The organism is Paenibacillus sinensis, from assembly GCF_019904155.1.
Lineage (GTDB): Bacteria > Bacillota > Bacilli > Paenibacillales > Paenibacillaceae > Paenibacillus_AQ > Paenibacillus_AQ sinensis.
Genome location: NZ_JAHCMB010000063.1, coordinates 15004 through 28413 on the forward strand (window position 1 = coordinate 15004; position 13410 = coordinate 28413).

Below are 13410 nucleotides of genomic sequence, written 5' to 3' on the forward strand. Positions count from 1 at the left end.
CCCCCTCACAAATCATAGTTGTAATGTCTGTTTTGAGGAGGTGCTGCGGGCGCTGCGGCTGGCTTTGATGGAGCGTTCGATGGAGTGACTTCGGTGTTTGGACGGTTTGGCCGGATATCCGTATTCGGCGTGATATGTTCGGCTTCCACTTGACCGCCCGTAATTCTCACACCATCCCCAGAGGTATCTCCATTTACTCGGATGGATTTGGCTTTTACATCTCCTCCTGAAATCCAAATCCCCCTGTTATGACGGCCCGATGTAGATGTCCCTGTATTTTGGGTTCGAGCATGGTTATTGGAAGAACCATTATTAGAAGAGCCATTATTAACAGAAATGATATCCGAATTGACCTTACCCCCGTCAATAATAATTCCTGTATTGACAGTATGGCGACCCCGACCCGTTCCACTGGAGCCAACAGGTCTTGTACCCGATGTACTCGACTTTGCTGACGAACCGCTCACTCCGTTATTCTGTATACCAGCAGAACCAGCAGGCCGGTTTGTTTGTTGACCCGCATACGCTCTGCTGTTGTGAACTCTTTTATTCCCGACCGAACTCCCGTTCCGGACTGAAGCTGCACTTGTTGCTCTGGAAGCCCCAATTCTCCGACCTCCCAGGTTCATCGGTTGCACGTAGCCTTCATTGCCTGTCTCATTTGACAAAGATTCTTCTGTCGGGTTCTCGGCTGCCTCAGATTCTGATCGAGATGTGCGATTTCCTATACCATGTGCTACTTTTTGACCTACCAGCAGGCTTCCTTTTCCCAGCATTATTGTTCCTTTTCCCAGCATCGCTGTTCCTTTGCCGAGCACTCCACCTACCGCTCCGCCCGCCTTTGCACCAACCATTGCACCAACTAGTGGATTACCAGTCATCATCCCGATAGACGTACCTGCAATGGCCCCGACTGCACGGCTACCATATTGCAGGGCATAGCCTGCTGCCTTACCACCCACTTTCCCAGCGGTTTTCTTCCAACCTTGTGCCCTTTGTTGCTTAATGACGGGTGTCGCTGCCGCAGCTTGACCCGAACTTTCTAAGCCTTCGTCACCTCCCACGCTTTCTGACGCTCCTTGATCTCCGACTCCTTTTGTCTGTCTACCTTTCTTATTTTTACGCAGTATGGAACTAAGGGCCATCATCGTGCCAAACCCCATCGCTTTCCCTACTTTTCCGCCGCCGTCTTCGCCCCCGAGCAATCGAGTTACGAGAGCTTGAATCGTGCTGAAGCCAAATAGATAAGCAACGATAATCCAATTGGATACATCGTCGCTACTATAGCGTAACAACAAGAAAAAAAGCCCCAGTGCCAGAGCATGGGCACAGGGCAAGAGCATTTGGGAGGTGAATTCATTCCACCATGTTTGTAACGACTGCCGGTAACGCGGAAAAATGGTCAGAACAGCCGAAACCACAAACGTTGACACCAGCACCATTAGGTTAATTGTGCGCATCGTGTACTGATAATTAAGTACGGCAGTCATAATTGCCGCCAACAGAACTAACAGGGCTACTACGAATCCGCGATACTTGATCATATCATCGTATCCGGTCCCAGCACCCCAAATCATATTTAAGAATTTGTCCGGCTGTATGTCATGATCTAGCATGGTAGCCCAGATTAGTGTTGAAAATTTCTGCGTCACATAAGCAACGAAGTTCCAGATATAATAACCGAAACGAATGGAGAGAAGACCGACCAAAAAGGCCACCATATAATCCTTGGCCTTTGAACGTCCATCTGCACTCATACCTTGAAACAGCAGCAGTGCAGCAATGAGCATAACGGCCAACATAACGGGGAACGGCATAAAACGCTCGAAGCTACTGTATAGCGCGTCAATGGCGTTCATCATTCCTTCGGTAAAAACACCTAAATACAATCCTTCTCGTTGATCCGTAGAGTTTTCCTGACTAGGGTCTATGCCGAAAACGAGAGTCACAACATCCTTTGCACCGAAAAAGTTCAGGAGAAAGTTTGCGACGGAAATAAGTGGATCGGCTATCGTTCGTTCCATGAGTCCGGGCTTGTGATCCTCATCCTCATAGTACTTCTGCATCTGCTTCCCAATTATGCCTTGGTTATTGCTTTGGTTCTGGTTATTTGAACCGGCTGATGGGGTTTCAGCAAAGACTGGTGATACGCTAACAAGTAGCATGATGGAGAGTAGGGCACAGACCAGTATTCGCTTCGCAAGGGTCATACCGCAGCCGCCTCCCGGATCAGCCGCTTTCGCTCCTGATATGCCGGATCGTTCGGATCGCTCGTAAACATCATGTTTTCGAACGGCGAAGCATCCACATGCACAATCGTAGATTGATTGTCCACTTTAACGACCAAATCACCTTTACGAGCCTGATAGACCAGATAATCAGCTTCGCCCTCTGTCAACGCCAGCTTGCCTCTGACAGCATCAATATCCAGTGATTCTTGTATGCCAATCAACTTGACAGGGCTGTTTTTGATCGCAGCCATGCCCGCTTGAGAACGGGTGAAGACTTCAAGCCCTTGCGTGACTGACACAACGCCCGTATTTGTTGAGCGCCCTTCACGATAGGCACTCTCTGCCCATACCGCTCCAAAATCTTCATCCAGAAAGATGTTTTGCGACTCTTCAATAATCAGCAACTTTTGAATGTCCGGAAATTTTTTCGCCCAGCATTCCATCATCCACCGTTCTGCAACAAACAAGCCAATAGGCCGCATGATCTCTGGGTCTAACCGGTTAATGGCAAAGCCGAATACTGGTGCGTGTTTCAACTCTACTGTAGATGGTCCGTCGAAGATGGCATAAGACGGCATATTACCCAGACGAGTAAAAGGTTTAATCATATCGGCGGCTTTCCGAACCGCCTCTTGGCTGCTTGCCGCCATTCGCTGGAACAAACCGACCAGTTCCGGCATGGCCTTTCGCTGTCTACCAACTCGGAATTGTCCTTGCTCTCCTTGCATTGGCGTGTCTACAAACAGACTTTCAACCTCATGGCTAATACCAGCATCGTGATATTGCTCTCGTATTGCATTGCCGATAAACACCTTCACTTCACCAGTAAGTGTCGTTCTGTCATAAACCGAAATCATTTTGAAGGCAAGCGCTTGAACCGAGTTTGAAGCTTCCTCCAGATCAACATACCGATATCCATCAGCTAATTCGGTAATATCAACATCATAAGGGTTGATCCGATGTTTCGACTTTTCATGTAGCTCCAAATACGGGCAGCCGATTAGTATCAGGAAATCCCCGTACTCACCTTTCCAATCAATAATGCCAACCTGCCTGCCGATATGCGTAGAGCGATGTATAACTAGCTCCACTGCATACGTCTTGCCTGCGCCAGATCGCCCGATAATGCACATGTGGTAATTCGTCAGTTCCGGGTGCCAGTTATCGAGCCACACCGGACGCCCCAAACGATCTTTGCCGAGGATGATCCCGCTGCGATGGTTAAGCCCACCGCCAACGAACGGGAATAGATCGGCCACGTTGGAGCTTTCCAGTGATAAGTAATGCTCTTTCATTAGCTTAGAACCGGAAGTGGTTGGCAACACCGATTTCAAAGCAGAAAGCTGTTGCCCGTCCGCTGCACGTAGAAAGATAGACTTCCCAGCGAAGCGCTGGACGAGTGACCGACATAACTGCATGACGGACTTCCATTCGTTTGAGCTAGCGATGACCTGGATGCTTACCTTGAAGCTTTTCTCAACGTTCAAACGAATACGCTTTTGCCTGTTCTTCAGATCATTGATTTCGTCCCGCATGGAGTCGATTTTGCGTACATCCGTTTCTTCGGCCAAGTCCGAATACAGCCCGGCAATGCGACGACCAATTTCGTTCAGCTCTCGATCATTACTAGATGGGGTAACATGAATGGCTACATCCACATCCCCGTTGCTATACTCGCTGGTAATTAAAGAATCCAGCATTCCCGACCATGTATTACCGGATGCAATTTCAGCAAAGAACGAGCGATAGAACCGGGAAGGAACCAGCGTCCCTCCCACTTCCACCGCGTAATCCGTTGCTTTCGTTCCGTTGCTGACGATCTCACCCGGTATCACTTCATTTAGGATAGAAGGCGCTGCAAAATCCACGCCTTGCGCCTTTCCTTCATACGATGGAGGCTGAGAGTGTGCCAGCTTGGATTTGGTACGCCACCACTTAAACATGCACGGCATCGCCCCCTTTCCAATCGGCGTTTAACGACCGCTTTTCAGGCTGGAATGCCCCCGCTTCAATCGCATCCATCATCCGTGCATAGGGCGACAAATCACGTTGCACCGTCTGATAGGTATAATTCCAAATTCCCGCTCTATCAAGGCGCTGATACTGCATATTGGCCTGTTCGCAAAAGCCATAGACCATATCCGCAGCCTCTTCCAGCATCTGTCCGGCTAAATCTGCCTTCTCAGCATCAGTCATGCGCTCCTTTGCGGGAATGGCGCGGCCCAGCCACCCATCCACAGTTGCGTTCCCGGTCTGAACGCCTGTTTGATGTACGGAGACAGCGTTGTAGCGAAGAATGACATATCCCTTGTAATGGCGAATTCGATCTTCTTCCGTGGACTGTTCCAAGTAATCTGCCACTTTCCTACCACTTTCTCTGAGCTTCTGCGGGAGATTGAGCTTGTCCGGCTGCTCCCGGTAGAACGAAGTGTAATCCTTCATTTCAAAGAGCTGGGATTGCATGATCAGACTGTACGAAAGTCCAATCGTATTGATCATCCCCAAAAAGTTCAGCCACACCGCCTTGTTTTCATCATTTGATGCATTTTCGAGATTGGCAGGCTGGACTTCAATTTGGATGGAAAACTCATTTCCATTCTGAACAAGGCCATCCATACTGATCACTGTCTCTTTAGAAAGTAGCTCTTGAACACTGTTTTTCTTACGCTTTGATCGAAACCACAACACGGCGAAAGTCAGCAGAATAACGATGAAAATCAAGCCCTTCATCGCTTCGCCTCGTTCCATGCTGGAGTTCGTAACTTCCGATAGCTAAAGCGCCGCTGCCGGAGTCGCAGACCAATAATGAGACGGTAGTAGCGCCAAATGGGAAGTCCCGTCTTCTGATGTTTCGTATGACACAAAAAAAGGCAAAGGACAAAGGGAATAAACTGATGCAATCGCGAGTACAACCAATCATGACCGATTGGCGGAACTAGCTGGGCAAAGCGATACGATAAAAAAGCCCCCGCCGCCCACCACAATGTCTGATCCAGACTTAAGCTGATGCCGAAAACACGCAAAAACGTTTCCTTGATCTTACTTTGATAAGGAACCGGATGATATTGTCCCCACATCTTTCATCACCTCACATTTACAACTTGCTTAAATCAATGCCTAGGAAATTAAAGATCGCACCAAGGATCGATTCCGTCCAAAACGACAAAATCAGAAAAAGGACGAAAAACATAATTCGACCTTTGGTCTCCCGCAACGAGTCCGGCGAAAAGCCCGCTCTAAAATAGCAAATCCCCAGCCAAATGCCGAAAACAATCGTTAAGCTCACAAAGATTTTACGGGCTGTGGAAACAACGTTTTGCGTCGAATCATCAACCTGTTTTTCCAGACCAGAAACACCACCGGTTCCTTGGCTGGATACAATTTTTTCTTTAATGGTCTCTGCGTGGGCAGGGACCGACCAAGTTAAGGCCACAAAAAGCACTGCGAGTAAGAAAAGACCCAAACCACTCCGCTTCATCCTGATGCTCACGACTTTTCCCTCCCTTCATTTGCTTATACCGCGCCTGCCCGCTTGTCCTTACGGTACTTACTGATCGTCCAAGCAATACCGTACCTTTTGCTAATCCATCCTGCAAACATTCCCTCACCTCCTTTCTACCTAAAAAAGCGCCTGCATTTAGATGCAGACGCTACAAAGGAAACAGAGTCCATAAGATGTGATAACCGCCCGTAGCAATCCAAGCCCCCCAGCAGGCAATAGCTGCAACCTCTACAGCTATTGGAGGGATGCCAAACAGCGGAACGCCGAATTTTACAGGTAGCGGCCACAACAAAGCCACATAGCCGGTAAATAGGTCCAACAGTAGATGTGAGCCAAAGCCAATTGCAAAAGCCAAAGCCCAGCCGGGATTAAGCAGATGGATCATGAGCCAAAGACCAACTCCCAGCAACAGGGAATGCGTCACGGTCCGCTTGCCCGGCACCTTTTCAAGCACGCTCGGAAGCAACGGGATAAAACGCCCAAGCAAACTGTTTGGACGGTCTATGTCGGGCAGCAGGCTTGCGACTATCACAATGGCAAGCGGAGCTGGAGAATGGATACCCAATGCTGCCGCCGCCGTTACACCGCCAATCATATGCGATATGCCGTTCATACTTTTACTCCGACTTTGCCCAAGTGAACGGCAACGTTTCGTATGAACTTTTCAGTCAGTACCGGGTCAAATTGAGTACCACTTCTATCAGCCACATATTTGATAGCCTCTCCAATCGGCCAAGCTTTCTTATACGGTCGGATCGACGTTAAAGCATCAAACACGTCGCAGATGGCAACAATGCGGCCGCATAGCGGAATTAGTTCGCCCTTTAGGCCCTGCGGATAACCAGAACCATCCCAATGCTCATGATGTGTGGCAATGATCGTTTTAGCTACACTCATTTCTTGCCCTGTATAGGCTGCTAAGATAGACAAGCCATATTCCACATGCTTCTCCATTGTTCGGCGTTCTGTCTCCGTCAATCCACGGGTCGCCTCCAATATGGATTTCGGGATCGCAATTTTTCCGATATCGTGATACATCGCACCCTTGCTAACCAGAAGAGTCTCCCGCTCATTTAGTCCAGCTTCCTTCGCCAACGCTTGCGCCAATTCGCTGACCCTCTGAGCATGCTTGAGATCCAGCACATCCAACACATTTTGCAATATCAATCTTCTTCCTCCTCCAGTATCTTTTTCAACTCTGCCCTTAACCACTTGGCGGCCTCGCTTCCGGTATCCAACACCTTCTGTACCGCTGCCAGCATTTGCTTGGCCTGTTTTTGCTCCTGATCCTCTTCTTGTTTGGCAAGGTGTTCAGCCCCTTCCTGCTGCAAGATAGCCTTTCGCAATTGCCTCGTACTCATGGCTTCGTCGCAGGCTTTAGCCAAAATCGCTGCTGGTTGATTGGCTCGACTGGCAATTCGGTGATGATACCAGCTCAGAGTCGGGTTACGGGATTCCGGTGTAGGGAAGGTACGATACACATGAACCAGCTCCCGAATCTGCGCCGGGCTAATACCAATTTGCGATGCCAGAAACTTTTGTGCAGCTCCGGCAGCAAGCATGGCATCCAGCAGTTGCCCTTTAACAAAGCGTGTCTCCTGCTCTTGCTCATCCACCTGAATATAGGCTTGCAGCAATTCCTCAACCTTGGGCTGAGGGGCCGGCTGGGCTGCAGGAGGCTGATACGGCAACTTGAGTACATCTGCAATTTCTTCCGGCGTTACTCCCTCCCGTTTAGCTACAATGGCGATCAGTTCATTGCGGTCCAGGTTCCCACCATGGAATAACTGATGGTGCCAGCCGCACAAATGGATTAGGTTCTCGCGCCGATCCTCCCCGCCAGCTCCGCGTGTTCGAATATGATGCGGTTCCCCTTCTGCTGGATGGTTGCAACGCTCATTTGCGGCAAGGTCTTCATACTCGCATTGATGTCCGGACTCCTCACGAATCTGCTGAATCATCTGCGGACTGTGTCCCCGCTCCGGCTTAGTTAAAGCTCCCACGGTTCTTTGCTCCTCTCCTTTTGCTTACAGAGCAGCTTCGAGTGGCACTGTTCCGACCCGTAAAGTCAGGCCCGTAACCGATCCACCGTCCAAATGATGTTTAACAAATGACGGTGTGCATACGAGACTCACATCCTGCGCCTTCATCAAATTTCCGGCTACCGCTACAGCTTTGAGCGCTTGATTCACGGCACTTGCGCCGATAGGCTGGAGTTCCGCTTGTCCCTCTTGACGCATCGCCCAAACGATAGCGCCTGCTAGCTGATTGACTCTGGAAGTTGCTGATACCTTAAATAACATGTGATCTTCCTCCTTTTTGGTGGTACAGGCGGGCTACTGTATTTCTGCAAACTGAAAATCAAAAAGTCCCCAACCCGCAATCGGGTCAGAGACTTCGCAAAACGTCAGCGCACGCGCATACCTTTCGTGTATTTGGGGGCTGGGGACAGTAGGGATCATCTAAAGCGCTCGATGCGCTACGCCTCCGCTCTACCGACAATGTAACGGAACACCGTCCACCGCTTCTCCCCACTCGCCACCAGCCCCCAAGGGTTTCAATCATTAAAAAAAGAACAGGTCTAGAAGCGCCTGTTCCTTTTCTAAGTTTGGGGGATGTCTTTATTATGCTGCGCGTTCTAGACTCAAGTTGGATTAACTTTTGTCTTCCGCAATACAGCTCCGTGTTCGCAATATATAGAGTTAGAATACATAAACCGCCAAATCCCAAAAACCCTTGTTGTACAAGGATTTTTCGACCTTTGGGGTAGGAAAATTTCTGCCTACATGTAGGAAAATTTTTGCCTACCCCCTTTCGAGACTACTCCCTGTTCAGCTCTAAAGGCAAAAAAAATTAGCGCCTTTTTTTCAGGCGCTTCTCCCGTTCCACTAGCTTTGCATATTCATCATGAAGTTTGAAATCCAATTTCCACGGTAATAAAACCTTATTCTTCTCCATCCTATCGAAGCTGGAAACCTGCCTTGCGGCTATCATATTGATTCTGTTGCGATCTCCAGAGTAGGATACCTCTGGATTCACATACAATGGCCGTTCACTGACTACCCTGCCGTAGTTCCGAATTTGTGATGGATCTACAAATTCGTAAAGAATGCCTTTATGAATCAACTGATGGATAAGTCCTCGGGTACTTCGTAACTCTCGTTTAAGCAAGGCAGCAATATCTGTAATGCTACAGTAACGATCCTGTGAAGGATGAATAATGAGGTTCGTCCCGAGTTCCACCAAAACTAGCAGATCAATGAAGAGCGCCTTTTCTGCATTGGTTAAATATTCTTCTTGAATAATACACCAGAAATTTTCATTAATAAGTGGAGAGAACCTGGCTCTGTTCTTTTCATTCCTACGGATATACATATATCCTCTCTCATTAGCCCGTCGTTCCTCCACATTCATAATTTCAGGGTGCAATTCTTCTCTTTGCTTGGCGTTGTATTCAGCCTCTTGCAGTCTCTTCCTCATGTAAATGTCTCCATTTTCCGTAGCGTTTTCCAGCAACCAATGAGATCGGAAAAAAGATACCTCTATCATCAAGGTATCGTCGCATTTTCACTGCTTTCTCAACTACCTTCAATGGCACTCGATCCGGGTGGGCAACAATCATTACTTCTGGATGTACGCTCCAGCCCTCTACAGTTCGGAGCAAAATCCCTTTTTCTGTTAAAGACTTGATTAGCCCTCTTACACTACGTTCCGAACGCTTGATCTTTTGGGCAATGCCTCCTATCGTAAACTTCTTTAAGTCATTCTCTTCATCCATCAGAATTGAAATATCCATTAAAAAAGCTACCTGGGCCGATGTTAGGTATGATTGTTCAGTTATGAAAATAATGTTATCCGATACGTTGTATACCACTTCAATCTCTTCAGTATCGTTCATTTTAACCTCCTAATTAAGCCTTTGCTATACGCAACATAAGTGCCTTATCCAATAAAATGGAAAAAAGGTGTAATATAATCCTCTTTCAGATGCTCCAATTATGCTGCAACAGCTAGACTCATGTTGGATATACTTTCACAAGCCTTCTAATCCTCAAACGGCATATCAGACTCTCGTCTGAAAATAGCCTTATCTTCATAGGCAACAAAGTTCTCCACTTCTGGATTGTCATCAAAAACCATCCAGACCCCACTCTTTTCAACTTCAATGCACTCTCCGGCGCATTCCTTGCCTGCAATCGTAAAAATCAAGCGTTCACCTTGCTTGACTGTTCTCAAGGATTCCATATTGATCTGCTCACTCCCGCTATTTATTTCGAACTTACCGAGTTGCACAGACGTTACTCATTTGCTGCATGTGCAGTTCAATCTCCGCTCTCAGCCCCGCATTACGCTGAATCAGCTTATTATTGCCTACAGCAATGTTCAACGCCTTCCGAGTACCGATCATTGCACATACCCGCTCAGCCCGGGTCAATCCCGTATAAATCAGATTCCGGGCCAGCATGACATAATGACTACTGGAAACAGGCATAATGACAACCGGGGCTTGTCCACCTTGCGCTTTGTGTATCGTAATGGCGTAAGCCAGCCAAACATCCTTTAGCTCATGCTTGCTGTAAGTGACAGTTCTCCCTTGAAACTCGCAAACCAGCCCCAGTTCATCCGTCAGTTCACCGTCCTCGTTTCTGAGGAACTCGGTTCCTGTTACCGTGCCAATATCCCCATTAAGAATTCTCTTGTTGTAGTCATTGCGAACCTGAATTACCTTGTCTCCTTGACGATAAATGTGTTCTCTAATCACCAATTCCACTTTACCCGCAGCCGGTGGATTCACTGCCGCCTGTAATGCACGATTTAACTCCTCGGTGCCAATGATGCCTTTCTTCATCGGGCTTAGAACCAAAATATCCTCCAGCTTATACCCCTTTTCCAGAAACCGCAGAACACTTCGTACAATCAGGTGAGCGGTTCGATCTGGATCAACCTGCTCAATGAAAAAGAAATCGTCCTTATTCTTGTCTATGACAATAGACTCGCCACGGTTAATCCGGTGCGCGTTCATGACAATCTGACTCTCTTGTGCCTGTCGGAAGATTTCCGTTAACCGCACATGCGGTACACCGGCTGCAATCATGTCATGTAGCACATTGCCCGGTCCAACAGACGGGAGCTGGTCGCTGTCACCAATTAAAACGACTTTTGTATTGGTTCCAATTGCTTGAAAGAAGTAATAAGCTAACTGGAGGTCTTTCATAGACACTTCATCAACAATAATCAGGTCATAGGGCAATGGCATATCCTCACCATACGTAGGATCAGCTCCCGGACGAAATCCCAGCATCATATGGATGGTTTCAGAATCCATTCCCGTTAACTCTCCCAGCTTACGTGCGGCACGGCCTGTAGGCGCACACAGCCCGATTCGGGCCTCCGGGAACTGTTTCTTATACACTTCAATCATTGCTCGAACGACTGTGGTCTTCCCTGTTCCCGGATTCCCTGTGACGATCAACAACTGCTGTCGAAATAACTCACGTATCGCTTCACGTTGTTTATCTGCGAGAACAATGCCGTGCTTAAATTGGTACTCACGAATATTAAGCTCCCGAATTGTATGCTCGAAATTGGGCATAGCTTCGCTAGCCCGGTTTGCCATGCAAGCCAGCTTATAGGCGACTTTCTTCTCATAGACGTACAGATGCTTCGGATATACTCGATCATCTTCCCATATCACCTGTTCGTGGGCAGACATTAGTTGTAATTCGGTTAGCAAATCCCCTTCCGTCACATTTTGTAGAAGCTCAAACGTTCGCTCGATCAACTCTCCTTCAGGGATGAAGCAATGACCGCCGCCGTAGCACATATCATTCAACACATATTGCAATGAAGCATTCAGACGATATGGTGAATCTGAACTAATCCCAATGGCTCCTGCTATTTCATCTGCCTTTGAAAAGCCAATCAAATGGATATCAGTTAGTTTATATGGATTCCGCCGAACAATATCTACACATTCCGCTCCCCATTGCTTGTATATCTTGGTAATAGTATCAGCAGTGATACCATACGGAAGCAAGGTCATCATGATCTGTTGGATTTCAAAATTGTCTTTGATGCTCTCGGCAATCTTAGAGGCATTCTTGGCTCCAACCCCTTTAATTCCCGCAAGACACCCTGCTCCCTCAGCCATGATCCGCTCTAGTGCCCGATCTCCGAGATACTGCACGATCAGTTCAGCACGTTTTTTCCCACACCCCTTCACAAACTTGGATGCAAGAAAAGATGCAATCTGATCTTTGGTCTTCGGTAGTGGACGCTCCCAATGCTCGATAGCAAATTGATCTCCGTACTTGGGATGGTGCTCCCAACGCCCAAATATCGTGACCAGTTCCTTTTTGTTCAAACCGAACAAATTTCCTTTTATTGCATAGGGTTCTGCTCCGTTTTCCGGCATCCATTGTGCAATACCATAGTTGTTATCCGCATTTAAACTCCCGTTCTTTGGGTGTATAAAATAAATAATTTGCCCGTTACTAGACTCAAGCTCTGCGGCTTCTGCTCCCATTAGCTTGCACCTGTGAAAATACCATTCTCACCAGAATTGCGTATGTAGTGGATCAGTTCAGTAAAGACAAATTCTGATGTCAGTTTGTCTGGTTGCTTATTTTGTAATATAATTTTTTCCATAAGTGCCTTAGAAAAGCGAACATGCTCTTTCATGTTGCGAAGGAAGGACTTAATCTTACATGTAAGGCTATTTCGGCCTACCTCTTTCACTGCCACCTCGACTTCTCCGGTGGATTCTTCGTACTCTATCTCCAACAGTTTCTTATGTTCCCCTTCTGCCTTATTCAAAACCTGTTCAGCTTCTTCTCGCTCTTCACGGGTATTTGCAGTATTCATCTTATGCAACGCCGCCGCAACTTCATTTTCGTTTTCTTTAAGCTGTTCTTTTCCGTTTGGTGTCTCTTGAACCGGCACTATTACTTCAACTTGCTCTTCCAAATCTAAGCCGAGCATTTTTCGAAACTCATCAGCCCCAATTACTTGTCCGCTTTGAGTAAATTGTTTGATAACTCCGGGTATACTCTTAATAAGGTGCCACACCTCTGCGGGGATATAAGCCGACTGATTATTTTCGTCTACTCCGTAGACCATCTCTAGAAAGATGTATCCTGGCATTACGGCACGCTGGATTCCCTTGCCTATGCTGCCGTCACTGAGGATTCGATACGTAGACTCTGTAAAAGTATGAATAGCCTTAATCCAATTTTGAGCGGTCTCGCTTTTGGAAAATGCCCACTCCATTAATTTTTTTACGTTTAACTCTTTACCAGTCATGACTTGGATTGCAAATGCGGCTCCCATACTTCTTGCCTCCTTGATAAAAATCAGATATAGATTAGTGCATTTAACTTCTGATCATATTTTGCTCATATTCTAAAAGCCATTCTCTCTTGATCTTCCAACGGATGCCCTGTTTATAGGCTTTGAGTTGTCCTTGCTTGATCCGATTTATGACGGTGTATTTGCTGATCTTTAAGTAATCAGCCACGTCTAAAACATCAAGTGTTGGGCGTAATTGGTGATCTGTTTCTGTTTCTCGAACTATTCGTGAAAGCGTTTCGTTTCTATTTATGTAATCAGGGATATCTTCCAAATCAATGTTGCCAAAACCCTTCATTCCTGTTCACACCCTTCAATGCTTTATGTGGT

At 47.3% G+C, this 13410-nt stretch carries 15 protein-coding genes (1 of these 15 only partly in view); all 15 read right to left on the reverse strand.

Translation table 11 applies throughout. The features are described from left to right. Positions 1-5 precede the first annotated feature (5 nt). Positions 6-2210 carry a hypothetical protein gene (locus KIH86_RS08540; RefSeq protein WP_223083973.1) on the reverse strand — a complete coding sequence of 735 codons (2205 nt, stop codon included), beginning with the start codon at positions 2208-2210 and terminating at the stop codon, positions 6-8. After that, entirely contained in the window at positions 2207-4174 is a 1968-nt protein-coding gene (locus KIH86_RS08545; RefSeq protein ID WP_223083974.1) for a VirB4 family type IV secretion system protein, read from the reverse strand. Before KIH86_RS08545 ends, KIH86_RS08540 begins: the two co-directional genes overlap by 4 nt. Beyond that, positions 4167-4979: a hypothetical protein gene (locus KIH86_RS08550; RefSeq protein WP_223110388.1), complete on the reverse strand. Its 813-nt coding sequence runs from the start codon at positions 4977-4979 to the stop codon at positions 4167-4169. The genes KIH86_RS08545 and KIH86_RS08550 overlap by 8 nt, the downstream gene beginning before the upstream one ends. Positions 4980-5325: 346 nt before the next feature. Then, entirely contained in the window at positions 5326-5721 is a 396-nt protein-coding gene (locus KIH86_RS08555) for a hypothetical protein (protein ID WP_223083976.1), read from the reverse strand. Positions 5722-5881: 160 nt separating this feature from the next. Next, entirely contained in the window at positions 5882-6346 is a 465-nt protein-coding gene (locus tag KIH86_RS08560; protein WP_223083977.1) for a metal-dependent hydrolase, read from the reverse strand. Further along, positions 6343-6900, reverse strand: coding sequence for an HD-GYP domain-containing protein (locus KIH86_RS08565; RefSeq protein WP_223083978.1), 558 nt, complete (start codon positions 6898-6900; stop codon positions 6343-6345). Before KIH86_RS08565 ends, KIH86_RS08560 begins: the two co-directional genes overlap by 4 nt. After that, positions 6897-7694, reverse strand: coding sequence for an HNH endonuclease (locus tag KIH86_RS08570; RefSeq protein WP_223083979.1), 798 nt, complete (start codon positions 7692-7694; stop codon positions 6897-6899). Before KIH86_RS08570 ends, KIH86_RS08565 begins: the two co-directional genes overlap by 4 nt. 66 nt (positions 7695-7760) lie before the next feature. Continuing rightward, positions 7761-8036, reverse strand: a complete 276-nt coding sequence (locus KIH86_RS08575) for a stage V sporulation protein S (protein ID WP_223083980.1) — start codon at positions 8034-8036, stop codon at positions 7761-7763. Positions 8037-8586: 550 nt separating this feature from the next. After that, positions 8587-9213 carry a hypothetical protein gene (locus tag KIH86_RS08580; protein ID WP_223083981.1) on the reverse strand — a complete coding sequence of 209 codons (627 nt, stop codon included), beginning with the start codon at positions 9211-9213 and terminating at the stop codon, positions 8587-8589. Continuing rightward, complete coding sequence (locus KIH86_RS08585; RefSeq protein ID WP_223083982.1) at positions 9188-9631, reverse strand: hypothetical protein; 444 nt, start codon at positions 9629-9631, stop codon at positions 9188-9190. The genes KIH86_RS08580 and KIH86_RS08585 overlap by 26 nt, the downstream gene beginning before the upstream one ends. A 146-nt stretch (positions 9632-9777) precedes the next feature. Beyond that, positions 9778-9969 carry a hypothetical protein gene (locus KIH86_RS08590; RefSeq protein WP_223110390.1) on the reverse strand — a complete coding sequence of 64 codons (192 nt, stop codon included), beginning with the start codon at positions 9967-9969 and terminating at the stop codon, positions 9778-9780. 43 nt (positions 9970-10012) lie between these two features. After that, positions 10013-12259: an SF1B family DNA helicase RecD2 gene (recD2, locus tag KIH86_RS08595; protein ID WP_223083984.1), complete on the reverse strand. Its 2247-nt coding sequence runs from the start codon at positions 12257-12259 to the stop codon at positions 10013-10015. Then, entirely contained in the window at positions 12259-13062 is an 804-nt protein-coding gene (locus KIH86_RS08600) for a transcription termination/antitermination NusG family protein (protein ID WP_223083985.1), read from the reverse strand. The genes recD2 and KIH86_RS08600 overlap by 1 nt, the downstream gene beginning before the upstream one ends. A gap of 43 nt (positions 13063-13105) precedes the next feature. Next, positions 13106-13378 carry a helix-turn-helix domain-containing protein gene (locus KIH86_RS08605; protein WP_223083986.1) on the reverse strand — a complete coding sequence of 91 codons (273 nt, stop codon included), beginning with the start codon at positions 13376-13378 and terminating at the stop codon, positions 13106-13108. A 15-nt stretch (positions 13379-13393) separates the two neighbouring features. Further along, positions 13394-13410, reverse strand: the 3' portion of a protein-coding gene (locus tag KIH86_RS08610) for a helix-turn-helix transcriptional regulator (protein WP_223110392.1). 202 nt of this gene lie beyond the right edge of the window; only the last 17 of its 219 coding nucleotides appear in the window; its start codon lies beyond the right edge, outside the window; it ends in the stop codon at positions 13394-13396.

Bases quoted from the DNA above. Each gene is read 5' to 3' on its own strand.
- KIH86_RS08545 (WP_223083974.1), bottom strand. From the start codon at position 4,174: ATGTTTAAGTGGTGGCGTACCAAATCCAAGCTGGCACACTCTCAGCCT.
- KIH86_RS08560 (WP_223083977.1), bottom strand. From the start codon at position 6,346: ATGAACGGCATATCGCATATGATTGGCGGTGTAACGGCGGCGGCAGCA.
- KIH86_RS08570 (WP_223083979.1), bottom strand. From the start codon at position 7,694: ATGATTCAGCAGATTCGTGAGGAGTCCGGACATCAATGCGAGTATGAA.
- KIH86_RS08605 (WP_223083986.1), bottom strand. From the start codon at position 13,378: ATGAAGGGTTTTGGCAACATTGATTTGGAAGATATCCCTGATTACATA.
- recD2 (WP_223083984.1), bottom strand. From the start codon at position 12,259: ATGGGAGCAGAAGCCGCAGAGCTTGAGTCTAGTAACGGGCAAATTATT.
- KIH86_RS08580 (WP_223083981.1), bottom strand. From the start codon at position 9,213: ATGAGGAAGAGACTGCAAGAGGCTGAATACAACGCCAAGCAAAGAGAA.
- KIH86_RS08575 (WP_223083980.1), bottom strand. From the start codon at position 8,036: ATGTTATTTAAGGTATCAGCAACTTCCAGAGTCAATCAGCTAGCAGGC.
- KIH86_RS08600 (WP_223083985.1), bottom strand. From the start codon at position 13,062: ATGGGAGCCGCATTTGCAATCCAAGTCATGACTGGTAAAGAGTTAAAC.
- KIH86_RS08550 (WP_223110388.1), bottom strand. From the start codon at position 4,979: ATGGAACGAGGCGAAGCGATGAAGGGCTTGATTTTCATCGTTATTCTG.
- KIH86_RS08585 (WP_223083982.1), bottom strand. From the start codon at position 9,631: ATGAACGATACTGAAGAGATTGAAGTGGTATACAACGTATCGGATAAC.
- KIH86_RS08540 (WP_223083973.1), bottom strand. From the start codon at position 2,210: ATGACCCTTGCGAAGCGAATACTGGTCTGTGCCCTACTCTCCATCATG.